We start from the raw sequence: 24997 nt of genomic DNA, 5'->3' as shown, positions 1-24997 counted from the left end.
TCAGTCCCCGTCCAGCGCGTTGAATCCGGCACTCACGCCAAGGCTCGCGCCGATCTCGGTCGCCACGGCCACCTGGATGTCACGCACGGCACGCTGCAGCGCCTCGACCCTAAGTCGGGCGACCGGATCGGCGACGCCAGCGAAAACCGGATCGTCCAGACGCTCGGCCCGATCCAACGCCGCCTCACAGGCGGCAAGCGTTCGGGGCGCGTCCCCCGCCGAAAGCGTCGCGGCAAGATCCCGGAGGCCTGTAAGTGACGCTTTGACATTGCGCAGGCTACGTCCCGATCGGCGTGCCTCCGCCCGGGTGGGTCGGGGGCGGTCAAATGTGCCGAGCGGACGGCCAAGACGCTGATCATGCAAAAAGGCGAGACCGGTACTGAGGCTTGTATAAAGCACCTGTGTGCCTTCCCGTTCGCTCCTGAACCTGGTGTTTCCGGTCTGGCCAGCAGTACGCAGCGTGTCAGCAAACCCGTCTTGCCAGGCCGCGAGGATCGCAGCCGCCGTTTTCGATAGGTCCTGAGTGACCGCCCCCAGCAAGGCGCACCGGTAAGGCGTTGCGTCATCTGCCGCGTCATAAAGCAATCGCTCCACCGCCATGAGGCCGCGCGCGGCGACCGAAACTTGATCGAACTCCGCCCCAACCTCAACGATGGGATCCCTGTCCGCGATCAGTTGAGCCAGTGCCCGGCCCGTCCGGTCCTTCGGATCAGGCCAGAACAGGATGGCCAGAGCGCGGTTCTCCGCAGGTCCGAAAGCGATGTGGCTGATACCCAACCAGGCGTCATAGGTCGCGTGATAGGCCACCTGCGCCGCGTCGATGTTGCAGCCCGCAAGGTGCAAGTCCTGCGCGGCCCGTGCAAACAATTCGTATCCCGGGAGGATATGGCGGTCGACCGTTTCAACCGTGCCCGCCGCCACGGGCAATGGCAGCCACATCAAAGCAGCGCATATCAATCGTCGCATCACAGGCTCTCTAGAAACCGGATAAGGGCGTCGCGATCGGGCTTGGGCATCGACACGACCCGGTCGCGCGCCGCCTGCGCCTCACCTCCATGCCACAAAACCGCCTCCAGCAGCGAGCGCGCCCGCCCATCATGGAGGAAATAGGTATGACCGCTGACCTGGCGCGTCAGACCGATGCCCCAAAGAGGCGGCGTGCGCCATTCCCGGCCATTGGCCCGGGCCTCGGGTCGATTGTCCGCAAGCCCCTCGCCCATGTCGTGCAACAAAAGGTCCGAATAAGGCCATATCAACTGAAAGGAATGCTCGGGCCGTCCCTCCATGCGGTGGGTCACGAATTTTGGCGTGTGGCAGGCAATGCACCCGGCCTGATAAAAGACCTCTTTGCCGCGCAGAACCTTTGGATCGTCGATATCGCGGCGGGCGGGCACCGCCAGATTGGCGGCGTAGAAGGTGACGAGTTCAAGCGCCTCGGCCGAGACCTCGACATCTCCTTGATCGGGCGTGTTGCCATCCGGCGCGGCGCGGCAATCCGTCTGTGCTTGCGTGCATTCCCCCCACCCATGGGGGTGAAGCGTCGAGGACAGGCCCATATCCCCGGCAAAAGCACCCGCCGATTGTTCCTTGACCGTAGGCGCACCGGCCTTCAGCCCGAAGCGGCCCAGCATCGGGCGGTCAAACTCCGCCGACCAGACGATATTGGCCCGGCCCGAGATGCCATCGCCATCCGCATCATCGGGATCTGCCTGGGCCAGGATGTCGGCGGCCGGAATGGCCTCCAGCAGCCCCAGCCCGATCATTTGCGGCGCAACACGGGGGCTGAGCATGGCGTCGGGATGCAGGGCGCCATATCCCAGATCTGTCGCCGTATAGGTTGGCTTGCGCAGAGAGACGACCTCTCCGTCCGAAAGTTCAACCTCGATCTCTTCATAGTCGATCTGCAACCGGTACTCTCCGGCATGTCCGGCGATGCCGAAATCCTGCAGCTGGGTGCCGTAAACCGGATCGGGTTTGGTCGCGATGTAGTCGGCGATCTCGGCAATCTCATCTTCCGGCCCGCCGGGGATCGAGACACGCAGAAACATGGAAACTGCGGTGTCCTCCGGCCCTTCCGGGGGATGACCGCGCCCGTCCTTCAGATGACAGCGCTGGCAGGATCGCGCGTTATAAAGAGGTCCCAAACCGTCGGAGGCCAGCGTGGAAGCCGGGGCACTGACCCAGAGCTTTTTGAAGAGGCCATTGCCGACCTTGAAGTCGAGCTCCTGTTCGAAACTCAAATTGGCCGACGGGCGGGAAAAGGCGTCTGACGTCCGGCTGGCCCGGACGGTAGCGGCCCCGGCGGGATGTGTCTCAAAACGCTCCGGCGCCGAAAAATCATCCGTGGGACGGGTCACATCCGCGATGCGGGCCGCTTCATCCTGTGTCCGCTCCATCGGTCCAAGATATGCGTCGCCGGTCTCCAGCGCGGCTGCGGGCGCGGCAAGAAGCAGCAGAGATGAAAGAACGACGCGTTTCATGGCCGACTCGCCTTTGATTTTCGATCAATATCCTATAAATATACTCAGGAATAACGGGTCGCGAGTCCAAACTCGCACCGATCACAAAGCGGACGCGTGACATGGTGCCACTACGATTGCCCTTACAAGACGGCCCGGCAAATGCCGAACCCATCCCCGTGGCCGCGTCGCTTCTACCTTTGCTGAATCACCTCAGACTGACGGCCCTTGGCTGTCGCTGCGCGGCGCGCGCCGACCTGTTCGAAGCCTGTGCCCTCTTGTCTTCAGACAAGGGTCAAGCCCGCGATGCCTATGCCGAGGCGCTGATCCGATGCCTGGGCCAAGCGCTTGACAATCCGCCACTTTTCTTCCGTCCGGGGGTGTCCGAAGTGTCGTTCGACGAAGCCTGGCTGATGCGCCTCGTCGCCGCGTTTCAGGGCGACGACACAGCAAGCGCCGCATTCCTGATCTGCTCACGCGTGCCCAAGGTTCACCGCCGCAATCTGGCCTTTCTGGCGCATTCGGTTTCCGATCAGTTTCGTCAGATTTAGAATAATTATAAAAAGCCCTTGGCTTTTGGCGCGGCTGCTATATGTGATGGTCACAGCCAGCCAGCACATCGCAAGCCAGCGCTGATTTCGTATGCGAAGGGATTAGCCATGACTCAGACTGCCACCGCGCTCGCCAGCGACGCTCAGACCGCCATTGTCGATGCTTTGAACCAATCCGTTGCGGAAACAGCGGTGACGACCATGCTTGCGCAGAATTTCCACTGGAATGTCGTCGGCATGTCGTTTGGCCCGCTTCACGCGCTCTTTCAGGAGATCTATGAAGATCACTTCGAAGCGCAGGATGATCTTGCTGAACGGGTCAAGGCTCTGGACGGGCACGCCGAAGGCACGCTTGCAGGCATGGTCAAACGCTCCAAGGTGGAGGAGCATGACGGGCACGCCGACGACAAGACGATGATCAAGCTGATGCTGTCAGCGCAGGAAACTCTGGCGCAAACCGTTGCGGGCTGTGGTGAGATGGCGGCCGGTCATGGCGACACGCTGACGGAAGATCTGTGCATTGCGCGCGGTCAGGTCCACGAGAAATTCGCGTGGATGCTCCGGGCCCATCTACGCTGACGCGCAGGTTGGCGTTTTGACGCCTTTCTTCGCACATTTGCGCGCATAGGCGGGCGGCCAAGCCCGATACTTGCCCAGCTTCTCCTGCTGGGCCACCAGCATCGCAACGAACGCCGTGCGATGCTGTTCCTTTTTCAGGGATTTGAACATCGACTTTTGCTGTTTGGTCATCGAACAACCGATACAATGACCTTGGCGTTTGAACTTGCAGACGTCGATACAGGGGCTGGGCGTTTTCGGCATGTCGGTCCTGGCTCAAAGAAGGCTGGGATTGATATTGGGGGGCACCGCGGGTGGATCAACGCGGTGCGGCATTCCATCCGCACCGCATCTCTTCACTGAAAGACGGCGTCGGGATTGTCGAGACTGTCAGACCCTTCAAATTCGATCCGGTCCACGCCCAGCGCGGCCACGGCCCGCTCGATGGATCTGGTCTGGGTGACCAACGCTTCGACCGCGCTCATGATCAGGGCTTCTCCCGCCTCGTTGCCCCGCTCCAGCATCATGTCATAGGCAAAACCGGCCTCCGCCGCCGTCTTGATCTCGCCCAGCTCGAACATCGTTGCATCGAGATTGGCCTTCAACTCCGCATCTACGGACGGATCGGCCTCTGCCACGAGCGACGACAGCGACGGGCCGCTCACCACGGTCCCGTCAATGCGGGTGTAGCGTCCGAGGTAGACGTTGCGAATGCCCATGCCATCGTAGAAATGGCTGTTATGCGTGTTGTCCGAGAAGCAGTCATGCTCCTCTTCGGGATCGTTGAGCATCAGGCCCAGCTTCATCCGTTCGCCCGCCTGTTCGCCATAGCTGAGCGAGCCCATGCCGGTCAGGATGGCCGAAAGCCCCGCATCTTCGTCGGCCATCAACGTGGCGCGTGCCTCACCCTCCTCAGCCCATTGGGCCGTCATCCATTCGAGATCGGACAGCAGAAGATCGGTTGCCGCAACCAGATATGCGCCCCTGCGATCGCAATTGCCGCCCGTACACGCCGCATCCGCCGCGAAATCGGTCCAGGGCCGGTTTCCCGCGCCGGGGCCGAACCCGTTCAGATCCTGCCCCCACAAAAGAAATTCGATGGCGTGATACCCGGTAGCGACGTTCGATTCGACCTCATCCGCCTCATGCAGATCCCCCTCCAGCAAGGCGGGTGTGATCTGGCTCGCATCGATTTCGGCGCCCGACAATGTGAAGGACGGCGTCGCCACCACGTTCAATGCGGCATAGAGGTTTTCGTCAGTCGCGCCGCCATATGTAGCATCGACATAGTCAATCAGGCCCTCGTCCAGCGGCCATGCGTTCACCTTGCCTTCCCAATCGTCCACAATCGCGTTGCCGAAGCGATAAACCTCGGACTGCTGATAAGGCACACGCGCGGCGATCCAGGCCGCCTTGGCCGTTTCCAGGGCCTCGGCGGAAGGGGTTGAAACAAGCGCGTCAACAGCCGCCTTCAGACGCTGCGCCGAGATCAGACTATCCTCATATTTGGCCTGTGCGATATCGGCATAGGTTCCCAGCACGGCGGCCTTGTCCGCAAACGCGGGCGAGGCGGACAAAGCCGCTGTAGCGAGCAAAACGGAGAAACGGGATGTCATTTTGAATATCCTTCAGATCGTTGAAACCGAGATCAATGCAGCCAGACGACGTTGCCTGCCTTATGCTTTGGCGATGACGTGCGATCCGGAGCAGTGATCTGCCGGGCGGTCGCTCCGACGGTTCCGGCCAATTGCGCCACGGCCTCGGCATAGCCGGGTGGCACGATCAAGGCTGCCATCAGCAGCGCATCCTGCATGGGGCCGTCCGTTGCGGTGCGAACCATGCGGGCGAAAACCGCTTCGTCCAGACTGATGCAATTGCAATCCAGCGCGTGACGGATCAACGGTCGGTGTGCGTAACTCCATATCAGACCGATGAGCTGGTCAAAGGCCCGCATCGCATCGCGTACTTCCTCTCGCGGGAGCGCCTGGGCATAACCGTCCCAAACCTTGGCCTGACATTCAGGGCCGGCGCACCAGAGACGCAGATGCAAGATCAGCGCGGCTTCCCAATCCGGCACGCGGTTGAGCAGACCAACCGTTGCGCCGCCGGCGGAATTGGCATTAGGGGTCATTTGGTCAGGATCAACTTGCCCGCACGCGTGATGCGCAAGACGTAGGTCTGGCCGTCCAGCACAAGACGCGCCTGCACACCGTCCACCACCAGATCCCGTGCATCGTATGTCGGGATTGCGTCTTCCGCAGTGGGCATGTTCGAAGGATCCATTGGGCGTATCATAATGCTCATGCCGACCCCCTGATGTAGTCAAGCACTGGTTCCAGCGCAGGCGCACAGCATGGTGCGTCGGTCATGAGCGACTGCATCACTTCGCAACGACAGGGGGGCGGCGTCTGGCTGCGCGGCATGTAAACAGGCGCAGATCGTGTTTCTGTGGTGTTCAGCGGCATGGCGCACTCCGACAGGTTCGGTTTCTCTGCTCCGGGCTGCCCGAACGGGATGGCTAGGACTCTTCCCACAAATCTGACTTTATCACTCAGGATTGTCAATCCCGACGAATTCACTTGGGTAATTCATTGGCGCAATGCCGCGATCCGGATCGTTTCTTGTGCGATGGGGGTTGCATTAATCCGATAATTTTTGTCAGAAATAGGAACCCAGCCGCCAAAAGCGCACGCCCGGTGGATATGAACGACTCACGCTGGCGTCGATCAGGGGGATGAAATCTCAAGACTTTGCATGAAATCCGCGAGAGCGAGGCTTTTTCCGCTTCGGGCTCCATACCGCGCTGCCGGAGGGATCAGCCCGCGAGAGAAAGATATCCTGACGCCAGCCGTCCCGCTTCAAGACATGGAGAGCAAACACAAAACGGCTCCACCCCAGCTTAACACAAGACCCGGAGATGCGACGTGCCCTCACCTTCCACACATCCCACGAAAGTCCTTAAACCCGGCGACCGATTCCTTGAGGACCTGCCTCTCGATGCGCTTGATATGAGTGTCCTGACGACGGCGCGGTTTTTCTTTCTCAGTTTCTCAGAGCCCCAAAGCGCGGGCTGGCTGACCGCCATTCTGTCAGCAGAAACGATGTTCCAACGCCCGGACGCAGCGCTTCTCACGCGGCAGGTGCTGATCGTCCTTCAAGAAATGCGCCAGTCGCGCCGATCCACGTTTCGTTTTTCGAACCCGCGCTGCACCTGTTGCGCTGACATCGTCACACATGACGAACGACACCTGATCGATACCATCCGTGCCAGCCGCGCGCTCGACAGATCCCGCGCCTTTTCTTCGGCCATGCTGCTTTGCGAAGGGCAGGAGGTGGGCCGTGTCCTGACCGCCGCCGAAGCGCTGGCCACGTCGCTCAGGGCCGCGCCCTCTTAACCCGCGCGCCGGGCGCACATATGAGGCAGCAGATACCGGCCCGAGGGATCCGGGGGCGCGGTGTTGGTGAGGATCTGGCAGTCATAGGCTTTTGACAGCAGGCCGTTCTGAAAGACGTCCCCAACCGGTCCAGCGGCCAGAACACGCCCGTCCTTCATCAGGCAGACGCGGTCGGCGCACATCGCGGTCAGGTTGAGGTCATGCATCACCGCAACCACACCACCGCCACGCGATGCATAGGACCGCGCAATCTCGATCACTTCCAACTGGTGGCCGATATCGAGGCTGGAGACAGGTTCGTCCAGAAAAAGCCAGCTTGGCTGCCCGTCCCGCTCGGCCACCCAGACCTGTGCAAGGACGCGTGCCAGTTGAACGCGCTGCTGCTCGCCCCCGGACAGTTCCTGATAGTACCGGCTTCCATAACCACGCAGGCCAACCGCGGCGAGCGCGGCCGCCGGAAGTCCGGGATCCGCCGCCGACAGCCCCGCCCGTGCCCCCAGCCGCACGATCTCCTCCGCCACGAACGGGAAGGCAAGGCTCACCTGTTGCGGCAGCACGCCACGCATGGAGGCCAGCTCCCACGGGGTCAGGTCGGTCACGTCTCGTCCGTTCAGGGTGACCTGGCCGGTATGGGGGACATCCCCTGTCATGGCCTTCATCAAGGTCGACTTGCCGGAGCCATTGGGACCGACGATGGCAGTGACCTGCCCCGCCAAGGCATGGAACGACACATGGTTGAGCACGGTTTTGCGACCGTAAGTGACGGAAATGTCTTGCGCATCCAGCATTTTCAAAGATCCACAAGGCCCCGCCGCCGCAGCAGGATCCAAAGAAAGACAGGGGCTCCAAGGACAGCTGTCACGATGCCGATCGGCAATTCCGCAGGCGCGATCACCATCCGGCTGATGACATCGGCGCCCAGCAGCAGGCTTGCGCCAAGCAAGGCGGAGTTGATCAACAAGGCGCCATGTTCCGGCCCGGTCGCGAGCCGCAGCAAATGCGGCACGACGATGCCGATGAAACCGATCCCGCCCGACACCGCGACGGCCATGCCCGTCGCCGCCGCCACGGCAAGGATCGCGGCATTCTTCATCCGCTGAACGGGAATGCCCATATGATGCGCTGCCGCCTCTCCCAGCGCGAGGCCATTCAACCCATGCCCCAGCCGCACGGCGACGAGCGTTGCAAACAGTATCACGGGTGCGGCCACCCAGACCTTGACCCAAACCGCCCCGGCCAGAGAGCCCAGACCCCAAAAGGTCAGGTCACGGAGTTGGCGGTCATCCGCAGCATAGACAAGCAAGCCCGAAACTGCCCCTGAAAGCGCTGCGAGCGCAATTCCGGCCAGGAGCATCGTGGCAACAGATGTACGACCGCGTCGCGTCGCGACCCGGTAGAGGATCAGAACGGAGGCCCAACTGCCCAGAAAGGCCGCGACCGGCACCAGAAAATCGCCCACCAGCGCCTGAAGGCCAAGCGGCAGGAAGGCCCCCAGCACGATAGCCGAGATCGCGCCAAGGCCCGCACCGGCGCTGACCCCGACAATACCGGGATCGGCCAGCGGATTGCGAAAGAGCCCCTGCATGACCGCACCGGACACCGCCAGCGCAGCACCGACACAGATGCCTAGAAAGACACGGGGCAACCGGATATCCCAAAGAACGATCTGTTCCATCTGGCTGAGCGGCTGGCCGGTCAGCAGTTTGCCTAAAGCGTCCCAAAGTGACGCGCCGGAAGCGCCATAGGCCAGACTTACGATGGAGGTTACGAGCAGCAGCAGCGAGAGCCACAGATGCATCTGTCGCGCGCGCGTGGCCCGGTCAGACCCCTGCGGCGCGGCCACCGCGCCTGGGCTCAGCGACACCATGTCAGCTGCCGTATAGTGCCGTGCTCAGATCGGTCACCGCCTGTGCGGTTCGCGGCCCGAAGCCCAGCAGGTAAAGTCCATTCATGCGCACCACGGATTGCGTCTGCGCCGCGGGCGTCGTGCGGAGCGCGGGCAAGGCAAAAAGCTCATCATCCGGCGCACCATGATCCCCCGTCCGGTCCATCATCAGGATCAGATCCGGCGCTGCTGCTGCGACAGCCTCGTCGGTGAGAGGTTTGTATCCCGTGAATTCGGTGATCGCATTCGTCCCACCGGCCATCTGGATGATCCCATCGGCTGCCGTCCCCGTGCCGGATGCCATGATCCGGCCACCCTGCGTGCTGAGGATGAAAAGCACCCGCTTGCGGCTCTCGCCCGCACGCTCCACCGCGGCGATCTGGGCATCGGAAAGCGCGCCTTCCACCTGATCGGCCAGAGCATTTGCCTTATCTTCGACGTCGAGCGCTTCGCCAACCGTCCGGATCTTTTCAGAGATTCCATCTGCCGAATAGCTGTCGGGAACCGTCACGAAAGCAACCTCCGCCGAGTGCAGCACATCGATGGCTTCGGGGGGACCTGCCCCTTCTTCGGCAATGATCAGGCTTGGCCCCACGGACAAAACGCCCTCCGGCGAAAGGGACCGCATATATCCGACATCCGGTAAGGCTTCGGCCTCGGGTGGGTAGGTCGAGGTGGCGTCGCGGGCGATCAGACGGTCTTCTTCGCCCAGCGCATAGATGATCTCGGTCACCGACCCGCCCAAGGCAAGCACGCGGTCCTTGGACTGCTCCTGACCGGGTGCCGCCGAAGCCATCACCAGGACGCAGCAGGCCGCTAGAAACAGCGACAGCTGGATGTCGCGACGGCGCAGCAGGCGCCATGTAGAGCGGGCGCGCATCATGAGGGCACCGCCTGCGCGCTCTCGCGCGTCGGCAATGTCTCTACCAGTTCGCCCCAGGCGGGACGGCTGTCCCGTCCCTCCTTGCCGACCCCGAATATCTGGAAAATCAGCCCGCCCTGATCATCAAACGCCTCGACAGACACGGCCGGACCACGCTGCGTCGGCTTTTCAACGGCCCAGACTTCCGCGATCTTGTCGAGCCGCAGATGCAGGTTAAAGCCGGGGTCCATAACGTTCTGCCACGGCCCCATGGGACGCAATGTGTGGATCGGCCCGGTGTGGATCTGAATGCAGCCACGGTTGCCGACGAACAGCATGATGTCGAGCGCGCGCTCGGCCAGAGCATGAAGGAGGGTGTCGATGCTTTCAGGCGCCAATTCACGCACGAACGGCCCCCCGGCGATCCGGTACGCGCCCAGGCGGTTCATCTTGAGCTTCGACACAAGCCGCAAAAACTGGTGCGTGTCCGTCATCCGGCGCCATTCCCTTTGAAGGATGTCGAGCTTGCCGGGATCCGATTTGGGCGCCTCGGGCGGTTTGCGTTCGACCACGTTCAGGGTCTGCGACTGATCATCCAGGGCCAACTCGCTCCGGGTGGCGTTCCAGCCGGATGTCCGGGACGCCTCTCTCAGAAAGATCTTGTGGATCGCATCGCCCGCCGCATCGAACACCTGGATGGAGCGGCGTGTGCCACTTTCGGTCTCCGCCTCCAGCATGAAGGCGTGCTGCCAATGGGACGGAAAGATCCTCAGATCGATCTCTTCGGTCAAAACCATCGCGGCATGGGCGCCTGGGTGATAATTGTCGTAGCATCCAACTTTTTCATGCACGCAGGCATCATTCCGGGTCAGTGCCATGACCTCACCCAGGGTTTGCGCGGCAGCCATCACCTGATCGGGATGGGCAGAGATTCGGGTTGCCTGCAGCCCGCATTGGGCCGCCACAAGCTGCGCTTCGGAAAGCCCCAGCTTGGTGGCCAAATCGCGCGCACGCAATTTGTCGTTCTCCTGCTGGGCGATACGGATTTCTTCAGGGGAAAGAAGGGATAGCTCTGCCATTCGGCGACCTCGACATGGGTTTTTTGTCCGGATGGCTGCGCCGATCAAACGGCGTGGCTGAAGCGCACAGGCGGCGCTAAATTTACTTGACAATTTTAGTCATCTTTCCGAGACAGAACAAGGTGGAAAGCTTACTTTCTGCAAATTGCCAAAAATTCGCCACGCCAGCCCCTGCGCAAGCTCCGGCAACACACGCCAATGCGTAAGGGGACCGAATGCGTTTTCATTGTACCGGCAGAGCGACCGTGGCCTGGGCCTCGCTCTGCGTTATTCCGTTCTATGCCAATCCGTTGACCGCACAGGAGGAGAACGGCGACTTTCTGGGCACGATCGTTCTGGGCGAAAGCAAGCGGGAGGTGCAGACCGACACCGCCGTTCCGGTCACCGTTGTCGATGAGACCGAAATCGAGGATCGGCAGGCCGGAACCGTGGCCGAGCTGATCGATTCCGTGCCCGGCGTCAACCTGGTGAACGGGGCAACCGCGCAAGGCTCCGGCATCAACATCAGGGGCTACGGTGCCAATGGCACGTTCGGGACCGATCAGAAGGTTCTGATCCAGATTGATGGCGCCACGCGGGGCAGTGAGGAATTGTACCGGATCGGCAACCAGCTTTTCACCGATCCGTTTCTTTACAAGGAGCTTGAGGTGCGCCGCGGCACCATCGGGTCGTTCGAATTCGGATCCGGCGTCGTGGGCGGCGTGGTCCGGTTGGAAACAAAGGACGCATCAGACATCACCGGCGGGGAGATCGGGTTCGCGCTGCGCCAGACCTTCGAGTTCCAGTCGAATGGGGACGGCATCGCAAGCTCCACCATCCTCGCCTGGCAACCGACGGCCAACCTGGAATTCCTGGCGCAATATGCGCGTCGAAATCTGGGTGTTCAAACCGATGGCGACGGAAATGATATCAACCCGGAAGGGGGTGAGATTGATGACCCGTCCTGGCTGATCAAAGGCAGATACACCTTTGGTCAGAACAACGATCAATCCATCACCTTCAGCTACCAGGAAACGGAATCCGACCAGCGGGACGTGCCCTATGACACGTTCGGCCTGGCTGATTTCGGCAATGTGGACCGGTTCACGCGCAACAATACGGCGTCTCTGCGCTACAACTATAATCCGCAGGATAACGACCTGCTCGATCTGACTGTCGCGCTGACCTACGCCGAGGAAGAGATCAACAACACGCCGGTCACACCCGGCTCCCCGCTGCTCGACGCCGATCATCTTTATGAGACGACCACGTTTTCAATCAAGAATACCAGCCTCTTTGAAACCGGAATCGTCAGCCATGATTTGAGGACCGGGATCGAGTTCATACGGCGCGAGCGGCTTGACGCCTTTGCAGCGCCTGGCGGCACCGACAACCGCATTGCCGCATTCGCCGTCAGCGACATGAGGATCGGCGAAAGATTGACGATTTCTCCCGCGGTCCGATACGAAACCTCCGAAATCGAAGGCTCCACCGCGCCCAATAGCGGGACCTTCGACAATTCCGCTTTGATGGGGGGCCTGGCCGTGCGCTACGAATGGCCTTCGGGTTTCGCCGTCTTCGCCAGCGCCGCCTATACCGAGAACCTTCCCATTATCGACGATCTGGGCAACGCCAACTTCATGACCCAGCCGGAAAAGGCCCGAACCTACGAGATCGGCGCGTCTTTCGACAGTTCGGACGTTTTTGCCACTGGCGACGCGCTCGCGCTCAAGGCCAATCTCTATTCGACCGATCTTTGGGACATCACGTCTTACACGATCCCGGGCAGCATGACCGACAATCCCGAAGAAGTAACGACCGAAGGCTTGGAGCTTGAGCTGTCCTACGCCATGCAAAGCGGGTTTTACATCGACCTGAACGCCAACATCGCGCGCGGGGAGGCCTTTGATACCGGCCTTGGCTTCTATCCTTGGGGCAACACTCCGGCCGATACCGCCCGGCTGACCGTCGGCCGCAAGTTCGGCGAAGAGCTGGATCTGAGCTGGGAGATGGTCGCCGCGGCCCGGTTCGATGACGTTCTGTCAACCGAAGATCCGTCTCCCGGATTTGGCGTCCACAATCTGCGCGCCACCTACGTGCCACAAACCGGCGTGCTTCAAGGCACTGAAATTCGGCTTGGCATTGAGAACGTTTTTGACAAAACCTACACCCCTCGCCTCTCCACGCGCCCCTCTGCGGGACGCAATATCAAGCTCACTCTCGCCAGGACATTTTGAGGACACCATGCTCACCCGATCTCTTCTTATCGGCCTCGCCGGCCTTTCGCTCTGCGTTCCGGCGCTTGCCGATGAGGCACCGCATCTCAGCATCGAATTGAACACGACGGATAGTGTGGAGGCCGGGTGCCGGCTGACATTTGTCGTCGAACACAATCTGGCCTCCGATCTCAGCGATCTCGTTTTCGAGACGGTTCTGTTCGATGCATCGGGCCAGGTGGACCGGCTGACGCTGTTTGATTTCGGGAGCGTTCCGCCAAACCGCCCCCGGGTGCGTCAGTTCGAAATGGCCGATCTGGCCTGTACCGATCTCAGCCGGGTTCTCTTCAACGGCGTCAACGCTTGCTCGGGCGAGGGGATAGATGCAGAGATGTGCAATGACCTGCTGAAGGTCAGAAGCCGGTCCGAAGTGGAGGTCCTGGGATGACACCGATTGTCGACGCGCTGATACAGATCCTCGACCTTGGCGGTCCGGTGGTTGCGGTGTTGCTGATGGTCTCGGTCGTCACATTGGCCGTTTTCCTTTACAAACTCTGGCAGTTCCGCGCCGCGGGTGTGGGACGTCACAAGGCGCTGAGCGATGCCGTGACCCGGTGGGATCATGGAGAGACCGATGCCGCACGTGCCAAGCTGAAAGAGAGCAACAGCTATCTGGCGCCCGTCATCCAGCAGGCCTTTGACCTGCCGACATCGCCCGAGGCGACCCGCCGGTTGGAGGGCGAGGCGGAGATCCGGTTTTCCCAGCTTGAGCGCGGCTTTCGTTTTCTGGACATGGTGGCGCAGATTGCCCCGCTTCTTGGGCTTTTCGGCACCGTTCTGGGCATGATCGAGGCCTTCCAATCCTTGCAGGAGGCTGGATCGCAGGTGGATCCGTCACTGCTGGCCGGTGGCATCTGGGTCGCGCTTCTGACCACGGCGGTGGGGCTGGCCATCGCCATGCCGGTCTCCGCCGCCCTGTCCTGGTTCGAAGCGCGCATGGATGCAGAACGCGCCTTGGCCGATCACGCCCTGCGCCGCGTGCTCTTTCCAAGCGGTGCGCCAGAAACCCTGATCCGCCATGCTGGCTAAAGCACGTCTGCGGCGACGGCGCCTGTCTCTGACCTCTCTAATTGATGTGATCTTCCTGTTGCTGCTGTTCTTCATGCTCTCTTCGACCTTTTCCCGCTTTGCCGAGATCGAGCTGAGTGCGGCAGGGGGCAGGTCAGTGTCGGAGACGGATGCGGCGATGATCTTTCTGCGGCTTGGCCCCGAAACCCTTGGTGTGAATGGAAGGCCGACGGACCTGCCAACTCTTTCCGAAACGATCCAAAGCTATATGGAAACCGAAACCGCGCAGGCCCTTGTGAGCCTGTCCGGACCTGTTGATGCGCAACGTCTTACCGATCTTCTGGTTGCTCTGAACGGCATCAACGGGCTCGACGTGGCAGTTATGGATCCGTCATGATGCGGTCCCGGCGCTCGCAAAAGCGCGAACCGACCATCGCGCTGATCAACATCGTGTTCCTGATGCTGGTTTTCTTTATGGTCGCAGGCACGCTCGCGCCGCCACTGGGCGGCGATGTGACATTGGTCGACACGCGGAACCTCGATGGCACCGCGCCCGCAGACAGCCTTGTCTTGCAGGCCGATGGTAGTCTTCACCATGCCGGAAGGCCCCTGCCGGACCTGGGGGCGTTCCTCCAGAACCAGCCCGAGGAAGACCTCAGAACTCTGCGCATCGTGCCAGACCGGGCGGTGCCTGCCGCGCGACTGCTTGAAATCACCGCGACATTGAGGGGAGCGGGAGCCGAAACTATTCTCATCGTGACCGAACGGGGGTTGCAATGATTGCACAATCTCGCACGGGAAAGCTGGTTGCCGTTTTGGTTGCCCTGGGCCTTCACGGGGTGATTTTGCTGGCCCTTTTCCGACAAGACGCGCCAGAAATGGAAGGCGGCGAAGGTGCGGTCGCGGCGCGGCTGGGCGCTGGTTTTGCTGATCTTGCCGCTGGCACAATGACCACCGTTCCGACAGAGACCACCATCGAAGCTGCACCGCAACCGGAGTATAGTCCGGCAGTTGAGCCCGATGCGAATGCCAATCAGCCGCAGGAGACCACGTCCAGACTGTCCGCCGTAGAGCCGACACAAACCCCTCAGAGCCGGCCCAGCACCAGTGTAACACCCGCCGAGAGCCAGCAAACTGCAGAACGCGCCCCTGCAAATGAGACGGCCCAGGTGATTGCCCCGACAGCCCAGTCAAGCGTGGTGCCCACCCTAACCCCGACACAGCCGTCGGCGCCCCAGTCCCCGGACCAACCCGAAACCCAGAGCACAGCACAAGCCCCGGATCGGGTTGAGGCGGCAACGGAAGAGGCCACAAGCGTTGTCCTGTCGCCGCGGCCACCCGCACGACCGGAAACGATCGAGAGACTGGCCCGCACCGCGCCGCCAGAGCCCACCCCGCAACCGGCAGCGAGAGGGAATTCCGACCGCAACGCGCGCGCCGGGTCTGCCACCGGCACCGAGACCGCGACGGCGGCGCGCGCGGCCTCAACCGGCGCCGCACGCTCTGCGGCGGCAGGCAACGCGGCGGCCAGCAATTATCCCGGCGAAGTGCTGCGCCGCATCTCGCGTGTGCGCAAACCCAATGTCCGCAGCACGGGGGCCGCGGTGATCGCCTTTTCCATCGCCTCAAACGGCGGCCTGTCCGCCGCTTCCGTCGCGCGGAGTTCGGGATCATCCCAGCTTGATCGCGCGGCCCTCGCGGTGGTCCAGCGCGCGGCGCCCTTCCCGCCCCCTCCGACAGGCGCCAAGCGACAATTCTCCATCCGGATCGAGGGGCGCTAGGGGCCGGACTTGAGGCCATCCGAGTTTACCCCTCTCGACTGCGGTCGAGAGCAGCGCGGGCTGAGCCAGCGTCGGGCAAAAACGCCAACACCGCTCTGGCTGCCAGTTTACGCTTGTCGGCATTGTCCCAGGACGCGCGGCAGGCGAGCTGAAGTGCCGCAAAAGGTCGGCCCGTGCCTGACGCGTGGACTGACGTCTTGCTGGCTCAACGTCGCAATTCCAGATCAGATCCGGGCCGTAGCCGATGTCAGGATCCTCGCTTTCAGATCATCAAGCTCTTCAAGGGTGTGCGACAGCGCTATCGGTGTCCTCTTTACGGCTTATCTACGAGCCGTGATCCACGTTAAAAAAATTTGGCCTGGATGTAGTTTCATGGAGATATCCACACCTCATCCACACTCGTCCGCACAAAAAGAAAGCAGCCGCCTGATCCCAGCGACTGCCTATCTCGAACCGAGATATCAAACAGGGATTATTCGAACCAAAACCCCATGCGTCTCAACGCAGCTATCGCCTTTTCCCGATCCGACGCGGCGCCGGTCAGGACCGTCTGGTTCAGTTGTTTGACGACCGGGGAAAGTCCGCGTTCTTTCATCAAAGATGTCATCAAAACATGGACTTGCGTGTCGTCAGACAAGTCCAAGATATGCTCGGCTGACGGAGTGATTGTTTGCGTCATGCCAACCCTTTCGTACCAACGATTCCCGCTTCCCCCAACTTTGTTAACGACTCCATAGATTCGTTACAATTGGTGACTCTGTGTCAGTTCCGGGCGGTCTGCCGGGTCACCTCTCGCAACAGTTTCCTCCGGATCTTTTCAGGGTATTCGTCGAAGCTGTTGGCGGTCACCACAAAGGCCCCTTCGCCGACAATCACGTTCTCAAAGAAGTAATCGGTCAGGTGCGCCTCGCTCTCCTCGATGGCGATGGCGTTCACCGTGATCTTCGCCGCCTTCAAGGCACCGTGTTGTTCAAGCGGTTTCACACCTTCGTTCGACGCCCCGTCCCCGGACAGGTCGATCAAATGGCGCGCACAATGGGGCACGTCGTCGAATTTTTCGAGGGTGACGGCCAGGGCCTCTCCGATGGCTGTCGAATAATTGCGCCAGACCCGCATGTCCTCCTCGACACGCCGCGCAAAAGTCTCGACATCGTCAAATGAGGTGATCGCTGTCCATGGGATCGTGACGCGCTGACGCGATGCGCCTGTCCACTGGATCAGCATCAGATGAACCTGCCCGCGCACCAGAGCTTCGGACACGACCGGGTCCCGCAAGCCAGCGGCCAGGCCCCGCATCTGAACGTTGAATTCACGCGTGTCGACAGACCCCGACACATCCACGGCCAGGGCCAGCGCAAGATCGCAAGCCAGTGCCGGGGCGCTCAGACCGAAGCTCAGACAAAGGGCGCGCAGAATGGGCATGAGGCGAGCCTAACCGCGCCCGCCTCTCTAGCGCTATCACAAATCGGGCAGGGGCGGCTTATTGTGGCACCAACGCCCAATAGTCGAGATCCAGCAATACGTTGGGATCGTACTTTCCGTCCTCGCCCCGAAGCGTGAAGGGCAGGCCGCCTTTTGTCGCCACCAGACGCAGGCGCAGCGCGCCCACACCCGGCGCGGGCGTGTCAGCCTTGTCCAGAACCTCCGACCAGGCCTTGATCGTGTCGCCAGAAAAACAGGGGTTCGCATGAGCACCGGCATTCAGCGCCACCACCATCTGCGCATTGGCAAGCCCGTTAAAGCTGAGCGCGCGCGCCATGGAGATCACGTGCCCGCCATAGATCAGTCGCTGCCCATCGGGCCGGAAGGTCGCGTCGAAATGCACCTTGGCCGTGTTCTGCCACAGACGCGTGGCCATCATGTGCTCGGCTTCTTCGATGGTCACACCATCGACATGGTCGATCTGCTCGCCCACTTCGTAGTCAGCCCAGCGATGCGGCTCTCCGGCCAGATCGAAATCATAGCCGGTGAAATCGAGACCCTCCGGGATCACCAGATCCTCTGCCGCGACGCTTTTGGCCAGATCCGGCAGCACCGTCTCCGGCGCCGCAGCATCCGCATCGCGCTTACGCACCATGACCCACCGCACATAATCCAGCACGACCTCGTCCCGTTGGTTCATGCCCCGCGTGCGGACATAAACGACACCGGTCTTCCCGTTAGAGTTCTGCTTCAGCCCGATCACTTCAGAGGTCGAGCGCAGCGTATCGCCCGCATGAACCGGCTTTAGCCAGCGCCCCTCCGCATAGCCCAGGTTGGCCACCGCATTCAGCGACACGTCCGGCACCGTCTTGCCAAAGACCACGTGGAAGGCCGCCATATCGTCGATGGGGCTCGCCTCCAGCCCGCAGGCCTGCGCGAAGGCGTCCGACGAATAAAGCGCGTGGCGCGCCGGGTAGAGCGCGTGATAAAGCGCGCGCTCGCCCCCCGACACGGTGCGCGGCACGGCATGGGTGAGGACCTGACCCATCTGATAATCTTCGAAAAAGCGGCCCGCATTGGTCTTGGCCATTCACTGGTCTCCTAGTTTCAGATCCGGGCTATACTCGCCCGCCACGTCCTTGGTCACCGCCTGCCCGCAGCGCATCACGCCGCGTTTGGCGTCAAAGGCATAGGTGGGTTGCCCGTAAAGCGCCCAGCCCGCACCCAGCGCCGCGCTGACCTTGTGGCAAAAGGCCGACGTGTCGTCCTCGCTCAGAAACCGGTAGAGCTTCATGAGGGGAAGGGCCACACACCCAGCCAGAAATGGATATAGCCGATGATGGCAAGCAGGATCACCGATCCGACAAGGAACATCGCGTCCTTGGCGATGGTGCCCGGTGCGCCCTCGGGCGCCCAGTCGGGCTCGGACCTGTTGATCACGATCACCTCGGCCACGGCCCAGGCCAGCAGGCCACCGAAAAGGATGATCGACGCCAGATCCCCGTTCACCAGCAGGTGCGCGATGGCCCATGTCTTGAAGCCTGTCAGCATTGGGTGACGCATTCCGTGCAGGACGCGGCCCCGTTTTGCCGCCGGGCTGAACAGAAAAATCGCGATCAACATCAGCAGGTTGTTGATATGCACCATGAAGGTCGGCGGCGCCCACACATAGATGAAATCCGCTTGCCGGTAGCCGATGACCATCAGCACGATACCAACGACGATGACAACGGCGACCAGCCCCTTGCCGGGATCGCCCAGGGACGCCCTTTGATCCGGAAGCGCGCGTTTGAAGGAATGCGCTGCGATCCAAAGCAGCACTCCAAGGATCATAAGGGCCATGTGGTCACTCCATTTGCAAGCTGGCGATCGCCTCGGCCTTGGCCAAGGTCTCGCGGGCGGTGGCTACATGAAGGTTTTCCACAATTTTTCCGTCGACAACAGCCACACCCTGCCCTTGCGCCTCGATTTCCTCGAACGCGGCGATCTGGCGGCGCGCGAGGTCGATCTCGGCCTCGGAGGGTGCGTATTCCTCGTTCGTCACATCGACCTGGGCGGGATGGATCAGAGTCTTGCCGTCGAAACCCATGTCGCGGCCCTGCTGGCACTCAACCCGCAGGCCATCTGCGTCCTTGAACGCGTTATAAACCCCGTCGATCGCGATCACGCCATGCGCCTTGGCGGCAATCAGGCAGAGCCCAAGCGAAGCCAGCAAAGGCTCCCGATCCGCGCGGAATCGGGTGTTGAGTTCCTTTGCAAGGTCATTCGTGCCCATCACGAAGCCCTGCAGCTTGGGATGCGCCGCGATCTCGGCCGCGTTGAGCATCCCCAAAGGTGTCTCCATCATCGCCCAGATCGGCAGGTCCCCGGTGATCTCGGCCAGCGCATCCACGTCGGCCGCCGCATTCACCTTGGGCAGCAGCACGGCCTCTGCATCCATCTGCGCGACCGCTTCGGCATCCGCGCGACCCCATTCGGTGTCGAGCCCGTTGATCCGCACGATCCGCGTCCGTCCGCCATAGCCACCCTGCGCAAGTGCGGCTTTCAGCGTCTCGCGTGCATTCGCTTTCTCCTCTGCCGTCACCGCGTCTTCGAGATCGAAGATGATCGCGTCCACGGGCAGGCTGCGCGCCTTGTCCAGCGCCCGGTCTTTCGAGCCGGGGATATAGAGAACGGAACGGTACGGGCGGGCGCGGTGATCCATGAAGGCCTCCAGGTCATTTTGTTGCGCGGACAGGGGCATTGTTTGCCAAAAAGTTCAAGAGCCAATCGCTGCGTCGCAGCAATTATAGCGCTAACCTCTTGAGATGTATGAGCGTGCGTGGCGTTAACCGGACTTTCAGCGGTGCCGGGGCAGGGTTTTGCCATCGGACAGATCGAAAGGGGCCGGTTCGCATCAGGGGCCATGAACCGAGAAGAGCAGCCCATCCGACACAGATCCCAAGGGCCCGATGCCCATGCCGCACAGGGCCAGAACGGACCCGCCGGCATGATCACGGAGAAAGGTGAAGGCGATGAAAACGGTTTTGATGACAATGGCCTTTGGCGCGCTGGCGCTGGCCGCACAGGATGCAGCTGCACAAGGCACCCGCAACTGCGCCCCGCGCGAGATGGTGGTGGAGCGTCTGAACGGAAAATACGGCGAGACGCGGCAAAGTATCGGTCTGGGTGGCAACAACCAGGTGGTTGAGGTCTTTGCGTCGGAAGAGACGGGCACTTGGACCATCACGGTCACCTTGCCCAACGGCATGACCTGTCTCGTGGCCTCCGGTCAGGCCTATGAAACCCTGGCCGAAGCGCTGCCGGCGAAGGGCAACGACGCGTGAAGCCCCACGGGTGGACCCCAGGTCCACCCTACGTCAGCGCATCCCAGATCAGCTTGGACCCGGTGAGGGTCAGCAGGACATAGGTCACCCGGAAAAAGAGCCATTCCGGCACGATCCGGTGGGCCTTGACCCCCAGCCAAGCGCCCAGCAGCGCGAAGGGGGCGAGCAGCAGATTGGCCAGAGCCGTCTGCGCGGTGAACATCCCCAACGCGGCGTAGGGGATGAACTTCACGATATTGATCACCCAGAAAAGCAGCACGGTCGTGGCCTGAAATTCGGTTTTGGTCAGCCGTTGCGACAGCATGTAGACCGCCGCCGGCGGGCCACCCGCGTGGCTGACAAAGCTCGTGAACCCTGCCACCAGCCCCGCTGACAATCCCGCCCAGGCTGGCAGCTTCCGCGCCGCTGCGCGGATCAGCCCCCGTGACTGCGTCAATTGCCACAGCACGAACCCGATCGAGATGCCCCCGATCAGCAACCGGAATACATCTGCATTCGCCACCTGATAGAGCAGCGCGCCAAGGGCCACGCCGGGCACGCCACCGACGATCAGCAGCTTTGCATCCGGCCAGCTCCATTTGCCCCAATAGGGACGCAGGGTGGACACATCGATCAGCATCAGAAGCGGCAGCATCACGCCCAAGGCCAGTCCCGGCTCAAGGATCAGCGCCAGAATCGAGGCCGAGGCAAAGGCCGCGCCCGATCCAAAGCCCCCCTTGGAGATGCCTGCAAAGACCACCGCGGGCCCGGCGACGGCGAAAAACAACGCATTCAGTTCCAACACCGCCCGTATCCCCGGAATTGCATGGACTCTCACCGCTTTAGCCTGTTCCCTGAGCCGCGAACACCCATCCCGCGCTGCGACGCCGCAGCGCAGAACCCTTGCGCGGCGCCCCGTTCCGCACTAGGCAACCGCCGAAATTGCAAATGGACCGGAGACAGATCCCATGGCCAGACCCAAGATTGCGCTGATCGGCGCAGGTCAAATCGGCGGCACGCTCGCCCACCTTGCAGCTCTGAAGGAACTGGGCGACGTGGTGCTCTTTGACATTGCCGAGGGCATCCCCGAAGGCAAGGCGCTCGACATCGCGGAATCCGGTCCCTCCGAAGGCTTCGACGCCGCGCTCTCCGGCACGCAATCCTACGAAGACATCGCCGGCGCCGATGTCTGCATCGTCACTGCCGGGGTGCCCCGCAAACCGGGGATGAGCCGTGACGATCTGCTGGGGATCAACCTCAAGGTCATGAAATCCGTCGGCGAAGGCATCCGCGATCATGCGCCCGACGCCTTTGTCATCTGCATCACCAACCCGCTCGACGCGATGGTCTGGGCCCTGCGCGAGTTTTCCGGACTGCCGCATGAGAAAGTCTGCGGCATGGCCGGCGTTCTCGACAGTGCCCGCTTCCGCCACTTCCTCAGCCTCGAATTCGGCGTGTCGATGAAAGACGTCACCGCTTTTGTTCTGGGCGGGCACGGTGACACAATGGTGCCTCTGGCGCGTTATTCCACCGTGGCCGGCATCCCGCTGCCCGATCTGGTGTCGATGGGCTGGACCACGCAGGAAAAGCTCGACAGCATCATCCAGCGCACCCGTGATGGCGGGGCCGAGATCGTGGGCCTTCTGAAAACCGGCTCTGCCTTCTACGCACCCGCGACATCGGCCATCGAAATGGCCGAGGCTTACCTAAAAGACCAAAAGCGGGTCCTGCCCTGTGCGGCCTATGTCGATGGCGCCTTGGGCCTGAAGGGTATGTATGTCGGTGTGCCGACCGTGATCGGCGCGGGCGGCGTCGAGAAGGTCATCGACATCAAGATGACCAAGGACGAGCAGGCCATGTTCGACAACTCCGTAAACGCGGTCAAAGGCCTGGTGGACGCCTGCAAAGGCATCGACAGCACGCTTGGCTAAGCCGGACATCATGTCACGATCAAGGCCGGGTGCATCGCCCGGCCTTTTTTGTTAAAGGTCTTCACATTTCTTGGATCGTCGCCCACATGAAGGGCATTCACGGTCCCGTGATTTCAAAATTCCATCCAAAGGCGCCCAATGGAAAGCGGCGAGATAAACATGGCGGGCGAATTGGAACGCAAGCTGACCACGATCCTGGCCGCCGACGCCGAGAATTTCAGCGGTCGGATGGGGATGGACGAGGTGGGCACTTATGGCGCGCTCCATCAGGCGCGCGATGTCTTTGCCAAGTTCATCACACGCCACAGGGGTCGCATCGCCAACACCGCCGGTGACGGTCTGATTGCCGAGTTTCCCTCGGTGATCGAGGCGGTCAATTGCGCCATCGAAGTCCAGAAAGAGTTGAAAGTCGATGATCCGGCGGCGCTGCGCTTTCGGATCGGCTTGCATCTGGGCGATGTCATCGTCGATGGACAGGACCTGCTGGGCGAAGGGGTGAACCTCGCCGCGCGGCTGCAATCCATGGCCGAACCGGGCGGCATCCTACTCTCCCAGCAGGTCTATGATCAGGTCCGCTCCAAGCTGAGAGTTGGGTTTGAACCACTCGGCACGACGCGGCCCAAGAACATGGAGGATGAGGTGCCCGTCTACCGCGTCTCCGCGCCCGGTCTGCCAGACCCGCTGCACAGCCTCGCCCCCCAGGTCAAGGTTCCCGCCCGGACGCTGATCGAAGAAAGACGTGCCCAGCCCGCGCCACCATCGCCTGCCCAGGACGAAGCCTGCGATAATCTTGCGAGCTATGCCAAAAAGACCGGCACGGGCCTTGCCGCGATAACGGTGATCGACCTGATCTTCGGGCCGAATTTCTTTGTCCATTGGGTGGCCCTTGCCGCCGCGATGGATGTCGGCTGGCGCGCGATGCCGATGCTGCCCCGAACCAAGGACGATCCCAAGCTCTGGCGAGGCGGCCTTTTGGTGGGCGCCCTGGTGATGATCAACCTTTTCACGATGCCCGCGCCGCCTTGGGCGCTGATCCCGGCAGCCGCGTTCGGTGTGACACTTTTGTGGAAAAAGCGACGGTCCAAGGCCTGATCCGCGCCATTGCACCCTGCGATTCCCTCGCAGCACCGGTGAAACTCCGCTCATCCTTCGCGCTGTTAACGATCTTTGTGATCACACGATTTAAACGTGTGATCACAAATGTCGCTTTTTCCCTCAAGAACGCTGTCCTGCGGCAAAATATCGTTTAACCCGTCCTAAACACCGGTCGTATACCACCGGTCAAACGCATCTAGACGGGACAGTTTTCATGAACATCCACGAATATCAGGCCAAGGCGCTTCTTCGCAGTTACGGGGCGCCGGTCTCGGACGGCCGCGTTGTTCTCAAGGCCGATGAGGCGAAAACAGCCGCTGGCGAGATGGATGGCCCGCTTTGGGTGGTCAAGGCACAGATCCACGCAGGCGGCCGCGGCAAGGGATCGTTCAAAGAGGCGGATGCCGGCGAAAAAGGCGGCGTGCGCCTGACCAAATCGGTCGAGGAAGCCGCCGAAGAAGCCAAGAAGATGCTGGGCCGCACGCTGGTCACGCACCAGACCGGCCCGGCGGGCAAGCAGGTCAACCGCATCTACATCGAAGACGGTTCCGGCATCCAGACCGAGATGTATCTGGCCCTTCTGGTAGACCGCCAGACCTCCCGCATCTCCTTTGTCTGCTCGACCGAGGGCGGCATGGATATCGAAGAGGTCGCAGCAGAGACGCCCGAGAAAATCCTGTCCTTCTCGGTCGATCCGGCCACCGGGTATCAAGCCTATCACGGTCGCCGCATCGCTTTCATGCTGGGCCTCGAAGGCAAGCAGATTAAACAATGCGTGGGGCTAATGGCGACGCTCTACAAGATGTTCGTCGAAAAAGACATGGAGATGCTGGAGATCAATCCGCTGATCGTGACTAACAGCGGCGACCTGAAATGCCTCGACGCCAAGATGGGCTTTGACGGCAACGCGATCTACCGCCATGCCGACATCGCGGAACTGCGTGACGAGACCGAAGAAGATCCCAAGGAGCTGGAAGCCTCCAAATACGACCTGAATTACATCGCGCTCGACGGTGAAATCGGCTGCATGGTGAACGGCGCTGGCCTGGCCATGGCCACAATGGACATCATCAAGCTTTACGGGGCGGAGCCTGCCAACTTCCTCGACGTGGGCGGCGGCGCCACGAAGGAGAAGGTGACCGAAGCGTTCAAGATCATCACATCCGACCCCAATGTCAAAGGTATCCTGGTGAACATCTTCGGCGGCATCATGCGCTGCGATGTGATTGCCGAAGGGGTTGTGGCCGCCGTGAAAGAGGTTGGCCTGCAAGTGCCGCTGGTTGTGCGCCTGGAAGGGACCAATGTCGAAAAAGGCAAGGAGATTATTAACACGTCGGGCCTCGACGTAATCGCCGCCGACAACCTCAAGGACGGTGCCGAAAAAATCGTGAAAGCCGTTAAGGGCTAGGCC

The 24997-nt window shown here is 61.5% G+C and carries 30 protein-coding genes; 13 read left to right on the top strand and 17 right to left on the bottom strand.

Going from position 1 to position 24997, the window contains the following annotated elements; all coding sequences use genetic code 11:
- Together CFI11_RS04460 and CFI11_RS04455 are read right to left on the bottom strand one after the other, a co-directional pair.
- Positions 1–966: an imelysin family protein gene (locus tag CFI11_RS04460; protein ID WP_130403455.1), complete on the bottom strand. Its 966-nt coding sequence runs from the start codon at positions 964–966 to the stop codon at positions 1–3.
- Positions 966–2396 carry a di-heme oxidoredictase family protein gene (locus tag CFI11_RS04455; RefSeq protein ID WP_130409926.1) on the bottom strand — a complete coding sequence of 477 codons (1431 nt, stop codon included), beginning with the start codon at positions 2394–2396 and terminating at the stop codon, positions 966–968. Before CFI11_RS04455 ends, CFI11_RS04460 begins: the two co-directional genes overlap by 1 nt.
- A gap of 242 nt (positions 2397–2638) precedes the next feature.
- Here CFI11_RS04455 and CFI11_RS04450 point away from each other — a divergent pair, with 242 nt between their 5' ends.
- Positions 2639–3010, top strand: a complete 372-nt coding sequence (locus CFI11_RS04450; protein ID WP_217358750.1) for a hypothetical protein — start codon at positions 2639–2641, stop codon at positions 3008–3010.
- Between the two features lie 108 nt (positions 3011–3118).
- Positions 3119–3589 carry a Dps family protein gene (locus CFI11_RS04445; RefSeq protein WP_130403451.1) on the top strand — a complete coding sequence of 157 codons (471 nt, stop codon included), beginning with the start codon at positions 3119–3121 and terminating at the stop codon, positions 3587–3589.
- Here CFI11_RS04445 and CFI11_RS04440 read toward each other — a convergent pair.
- The 4 genes from CFI11_RS04440 to hemP all read right to left on the bottom strand — a co-directional run bounded on the left by CFI11_RS04440 (position 3581) and on the right by hemP (position 5851).
- Positions 3581–3832, bottom strand: a complete 252-nt coding sequence (locus CFI11_RS04440; protein WP_130403449.1) for a DUF1289 domain-containing protein — start codon at positions 3830–3832, stop codon at positions 3581–3583. The genes CFI11_RS04445 and CFI11_RS04440 overlap by 9 nt on opposite strands.
- A gap of 92 nt (positions 3833–3924) precedes the next feature.
- A complete protein-coding gene (locus CFI11_RS04435) occupies positions 3925–5184 on the bottom strand; it encodes an imelysin family protein (protein ID WP_130403447.1) in 1260 nt (419 codons plus the stop codon).
- Positions 5185–5216: 32 nt separating this feature from the next.
- Positions 5217–5699 (bottom strand): hypothetical protein, encoded by a 483-nt coding sequence (locus CFI11_RS04430; RefSeq protein ID WP_130403445.1) that lies wholly within the window; start codon positions 5697–5699, stop codon positions 5217–5219.
- Entirely contained in the window at positions 5696–5851 is a 156-nt protein-coding gene (gene hemP / locus CFI11_RS04425) for a hemin uptake protein HemP (RefSeq protein WP_254449084.1), read from the bottom strand. The genes CFI11_RS04430 and hemP overlap by 4 nt, the downstream gene beginning before the upstream one ends.
- Positions 5852–6576: 725 nt before the next feature.
- Here hemP and CFI11_RS04420 point away from each other — a divergent pair.
- Positions 6577–6963 carry a hypothetical protein gene (locus tag CFI11_RS04420; protein ID WP_130403441.1) on the top strand — a complete coding sequence of 129 codons (387 nt, stop codon included), beginning with the start codon at positions 6577–6579 and terminating at the stop codon, positions 6961–6963.
- Here the strand turns inward: CFI11_RS04420 and CFI11_RS04415 are convergent.
- The 4 genes from CFI11_RS04415 to CFI11_RS04400 all read right to left on the bottom strand — a co-directional run bounded on the left by CFI11_RS04415 (position 6960) and on the right by CFI11_RS04400 (position 10789).
- Positions 6960–7751, bottom strand: coding sequence for a heme ABC transporter ATP-binding protein (locus CFI11_RS04415; RefSeq protein ID WP_130403439.1), 792 nt, complete (start codon positions 7749–7751; stop codon positions 6960–6962). The genes CFI11_RS04420 and CFI11_RS04415 overlap by 4 nt on opposite strands.
- Positions 7752–7753: 2 nt before the next feature.
- The gene (locus CFI11_RS04410) at positions 7754–8830 is read right to left on the bottom strand and encodes an iron ABC transporter permease (protein ID WP_130403437.1); all 1077 of its coding nucleotides are present in this window, start codon (positions 8828–8830) and stop codon (positions 7754–7756) included.
- Between the two features lies 1 nt (position 8831).
- A complete protein-coding gene (locus CFI11_RS04405) occupies positions 8832–9644 on the bottom strand; it encodes a hemin ABC transporter substrate-binding protein (RefSeq protein WP_217358776.1) in 813 nt (270 codons plus the stop codon).
- 83 nt (positions 9645–9727) lie between these two features.
- Positions 9728–10789, bottom strand: coding sequence for a hemin-degrading factor (locus tag CFI11_RS04400; protein ID WP_130403435.1), 1062 nt, complete (start codon positions 10787–10789; stop codon positions 9728–9730).
- 215 nt (positions 10790–11004) lie between these two features.
- Between CFI11_RS04400 and CFI11_RS04395 the strand changes: the two genes are divergently transcribed.
- The 6 genes from CFI11_RS04395 to CFI11_RS04370 are packed head-to-tail and all read left to right on the top strand — an operon-like array spanning position 11005 to position 15833.
- On the top strand, positions 11005–13005 hold the full coding sequence (locus CFI11_RS04395) for a TonB-dependent receptor domain-containing protein (RefSeq protein WP_130403433.1): 2001 nt from the start codon (positions 11005–11007) through the stop codon (positions 13003–13005).
- 7 nt (positions 13006–13012) lie between these two features.
- On the top strand, positions 13013–13432 hold the full coding sequence (locus CFI11_RS04390) for a hypothetical protein (RefSeq protein WP_130403431.1): 420 nt from the start codon (positions 13013–13015) through the stop codon (positions 13430–13432).
- Positions 13429–14073: a MotA/TolQ/ExbB proton channel family protein gene (locus tag CFI11_RS04385; protein WP_130403429.1), complete on the top strand. Its 645-nt coding sequence runs from the start codon at positions 13429–13431 to the stop codon at positions 14071–14073. The genes CFI11_RS04390 and CFI11_RS04385 overlap by 4 nt, the downstream gene beginning before the upstream one ends.
- Positions 14063–14449, top strand: coding sequence for a biopolymer transporter ExbD (locus tag CFI11_RS04380; protein ID WP_174843482.1), 387 nt, complete (start codon positions 14063–14065; stop codon positions 14447–14449). The genes CFI11_RS04385 and CFI11_RS04380 overlap by 11 nt, the downstream gene beginning before the upstream one ends.
- Complete coding sequence (locus CFI11_RS04375) at positions 14446–14832, top strand: biopolymer transporter ExbD (protein ID WP_130403427.1); 387 nt, start codon at positions 14446–14448, stop codon at positions 14830–14832. The genes CFI11_RS04380 and CFI11_RS04375 overlap by 4 nt, the downstream gene beginning before the upstream one ends.
- Positions 14829–15833: an energy transducer TonB gene (locus CFI11_RS04370; RefSeq protein WP_130403425.1), complete on the top strand. Its 1005-nt coding sequence runs from the start codon at positions 14829–14831 to the stop codon at positions 15831–15833. Before CFI11_RS04375 ends, CFI11_RS04370 begins: the two co-directional genes overlap by 4 nt.
- A gap of 472 nt (positions 15834–16305) precedes the next feature.
- Here the strand turns inward: CFI11_RS04370 and CFI11_RS24780 are convergent, their stop codons facing one another.
- From CFI11_RS24780 to CFI11_RS04345, 6 genes are all read right to left on the bottom strand, one after another.
- On the bottom strand, positions 16306–16428 hold the full coding sequence (locus CFI11_RS24780; protein WP_256370567.1) for a hypothetical protein: 123 nt from the start codon (positions 16426–16428) through the stop codon (positions 16306–16308).
- A gap of 167 nt (positions 16429–16595) precedes the next feature.
- Complete coding sequence (locus tag CFI11_RS04365) at positions 16596–17255, bottom strand: DUF1194 domain-containing protein (RefSeq protein WP_130403423.1); 660 nt, start codon at positions 17253–17255, stop codon at positions 16596–16598.
- Between the two features lie 58 nt (positions 17256–17313).
- Positions 17314–18345, bottom strand: a complete 1032-nt coding sequence (locus CFI11_RS04360; protein ID WP_130403421.1) for a MaoC family dehydratase — start codon at positions 18343–18345, stop codon at positions 17314–17316.
- Positions 18346–18549 carry a DUF1737 domain-containing protein gene (locus CFI11_RS04355; RefSeq protein WP_130409923.1) on the bottom strand — a complete coding sequence of 68 codons (204 nt, stop codon included), beginning with the start codon at positions 18547–18549 and terminating at the stop codon, positions 18346–18348.
- Positions 18546–19097: an NnrU family protein gene (locus CFI11_RS04350; protein ID WP_130403419.1), complete on the bottom strand. Its 552-nt coding sequence runs from the start codon at positions 19095–19097 to the stop codon at positions 18546–18548. The genes CFI11_RS04355 and CFI11_RS04350 overlap by 4 nt, the downstream gene beginning before the upstream one ends.
- 4 nt (positions 19098–19101) lie before the next feature.
- On the bottom strand, positions 19102–19959 hold the full coding sequence (locus CFI11_RS04345) for a CoA ester lyase (protein WP_130409922.1): 858 nt from the start codon (positions 19957–19959) through the stop codon (positions 19102–19104).
- A gap of 310 nt (positions 19960–20269) precedes the next feature.
- On the opposite strand from CFI11_RS04345, the gene CFI11_RS04340 reads away from it, so the two are divergent.
- A complete protein-coding gene (locus CFI11_RS04340) occupies positions 20270–20581 on the top strand; it encodes a hypothetical protein (protein ID WP_130403417.1) in 312 nt (103 codons plus the stop codon).
- Positions 20582–20609: 28 nt separating this feature from the next.
- Here the strand turns inward: CFI11_RS04340 and CFI11_RS04335 are convergent, their stop codons facing one another.
- Positions 20610–21365, bottom strand: a complete 756-nt coding sequence (locus tag CFI11_RS04335; RefSeq protein ID WP_130403415.1) for a sulfite exporter TauE/SafE family protein — start codon at positions 21363–21365, stop codon at positions 20610–20612.
- A gap of 163 nt (positions 21366–21528) precedes the next feature.
- Here CFI11_RS04335 and mdh point away from each other — a divergent pair, with 163 nt between their 5' ends.
- The 3 genes from mdh (at position 21529) to sucC (ending at position 24994) form a co-directional block, all read left to right on the top strand.
- The gene (mdh, locus tag CFI11_RS04330; RefSeq protein WP_130403413.1) at positions 21529–22491 is read left to right on the top strand and encodes a malate dehydrogenase; all 963 of its coding nucleotides are present in this window, start codon (positions 21529–21531) and stop codon (positions 22489–22491) included.
- Positions 22492–22650: 159 nt separating this feature from the next.
- Entirely contained in the window at positions 22651–23583 is a 933-nt protein-coding gene (locus tag CFI11_RS04325) for an adenylate/guanylate cyclase domain-containing protein (protein WP_254449016.1), read from the top strand.
- Positions 23584–23800: 217 nt separating this feature from the next.
- On the top strand, positions 23801–24994 hold the full coding sequence (gene sucC / locus CFI11_RS04320; RefSeq protein WP_130403411.1) for an ADP-forming succinate--CoA ligase subunit beta: 1194 nt from the start codon (positions 23801–23803) through the stop codon (positions 24992–24994).
- The last annotated feature ends 3 nt before the right edge of the window (positions 24995–24997 follow it).

The sequence above is a fragment of the Thalassococcus sp. S3 genome (assembly GCF_004216475.1).
Classification (GTDB): Bacteria; Pseudomonadota; Alphaproteobacteria; order Rhodobacterales; family Rhodobacteraceae.
This window is presented reverse-complemented; position numbering and strand designations above follow the sequence as displayed.

Bases quoted from the DNA above. Each gene is read 5' to 3' on its own strand.
- CFI11_RS04410 (WP_130403437.1), bottom strand. From the start codon at position 8,830: ATGGTGTCGCTGAGCCCAGGCGCGGTGGCCGCGCCGCAGGGGTCTGAC.
- CFI11_RS04355 (WP_130409923.1), bottom strand. From the start codon at position 18,549: ATGAAGCTCTACCGGTTTCTGAGCGAGGACGACACGTCGGCCTTTTGC.
- CFI11_RS04400 (WP_130403435.1), bottom strand. From the start codon at position 10,789: ATGGCAGAGCTATCCCTTCTTTCCCCTGAAGAAATCCGTATCGCCCAG.
- CFI11_RS04440 (WP_130403449.1), bottom strand. From the start codon at position 3,832: ATGCCGAAAACGCCCAGCCCCTGTATCGACGTCTGCAAGTTCAAACGC.
- CFI11_RS04395 (WP_130403433.1), top strand. From the start codon at position 11,005: ATGCGTTTTCATTGTACCGGCAGAGCGACCGTGGCCTGGGCCTCGCTC.
- CFI11_RS04325 (WP_254449016.1), top strand. From the start codon at position 22,651: ATGGCGGGCGAATTGGAACGCAAGCTGACCACGATCCTGGCCGCCGAC.
- CFI11_RS04455 (WP_130409926.1), bottom strand. From the start codon at position 2,396: ATGGAGCGGACACAGGATGAAGCGGCCCGCATCGCGGATGTGACCCGT.
- CFI11_RS04420 (WP_130403441.1), top strand. From the start codon at position 6,577: ATGAGTGTCCTGACGACGGCGCGGTTTTTCTTTCTCAGTTTCTCAGAG.
- CFI11_RS04435 (WP_130403447.1), bottom strand. From the start codon at position 5,184: ATGACATCCCGTTTCTCCGTTTTGCTCGCTACAGCGGCTTTGTCCGCC.
- hemP (WP_254449084.1), bottom strand. From the start codon at position 5,851: ATGGATCCTTCGAACATGCCCACTGCGGAAGACGCAATCCCGACATAC.
- CFI11_RS04350 (WP_130403419.1), bottom strand. From the start codon at position 19,097: ATGGCCCTTATGATCCTTGGAGTGCTGCTTTGGATCGCAGCGCATTCC.
- CFI11_RS04385 (WP_130403429.1), top strand. From the start codon at position 13,429: ATGACACCGATTGTCGACGCGCTGATACAGATCCTCGACCTTGGCGGT.
- CFI11_RS04405 (WP_217358776.1), bottom strand. From the start codon at position 9,644: ATGGCTTCGGCGGCACCCGGTCAGGAGCAGTCCAAGGACCGCGTGCTT.
- CFI11_RS04415 (WP_130403439.1), bottom strand. From the start codon at position 7,751: ATGCTGGATGCGCAAGACATTTCCGTCACTTACGGTCGCAAAACCGTG.
- CFI11_RS04445 (WP_130403451.1), top strand. From the start codon at position 3,119: ATGACTCAGACTGCCACCGCGCTCGCCAGCGACGCTCAGACCGCCATT.
- sucC (WP_130403411.1), top strand. From the start codon at position 23,801: ATGAACATCCACGAATATCAGGCCAAGGCGCTTCTTCGCAGTTACGGG.
- CFI11_RS04390 (WP_130403431.1), top strand. From the start codon at position 13,013: ATGCTCACCCGATCTCTTCTTATCGGCCTCGCCGGCCTTTCGCTCTGC.
- CFI11_RS04345 (WP_130409922.1), bottom strand. From the start codon at position 19,959: ATGGATCACCGCGCCCGCCCGTACCGTTCCGTTCTCTATATCCCCGGC.
- CFI11_RS04370 (WP_130403425.1), top strand. From the start codon at position 14,829: ATGATTGCACAATCTCGCACGGGAAAGCTGGTTGCCGTTTTGGTTGCC.
- CFI11_RS04430 (WP_130403445.1), bottom strand. From the start codon at position 5,699: ATGACCCCTAATGCCAATTCCGCCGGCGGCGCAACGGTTGGTCTGCTC.
- CFI11_RS04360 (WP_130403421.1), bottom strand. From the start codon at position 18,345: ATGGCCAAGACCAATGCGGGCCGCTTTTTCGAAGATTATCAGATGGGT.
- CFI11_RS04375 (WP_130403427.1), top strand. From the start codon at position 14,446: ATGATGCGGTCCCGGCGCTCGCAAAAGCGCGAACCGACCATCGCGCTG.
- CFI11_RS04365 (WP_130403423.1), bottom strand. From the start codon at position 17,255: ATGCCCATTCTGCGCGCCCTTTGTCTGAGCTTCGGTCTGAGCGCCCCG.
- CFI11_RS04380 (WP_174843482.1), top strand. From the start codon at position 14,063: ATGCTGGCTAAAGCACGTCTGCGGCGACGGCGCCTGTCTCTGACCTCT.
- CFI11_RS04340 (WP_130403417.1), top strand. From the start codon at position 20,270: ATGAAAACGGTTTTGATGACAATGGCCTTTGGCGCGCTGGCGCTGGCC.
- CFI11_RS24780 (WP_256370567.1), bottom strand. From the start codon at position 16,428: ATGAAAGAACGCGGACTTTCCCCGGTCGTCAAACAACTGAACCAGACG.
- CFI11_RS04460 (WP_130403455.1), bottom strand. From the start codon at position 966: ATGCGACGATTGATATGCGCTGCTTTGATGTGGCTGCCATTGCCCGTG.
- mdh (WP_130403413.1), top strand. From the start codon at position 21,529: ATGGCCAGACCCAAGATTGCGCTGATCGGCGCAGGTCAAATCGGCGGC.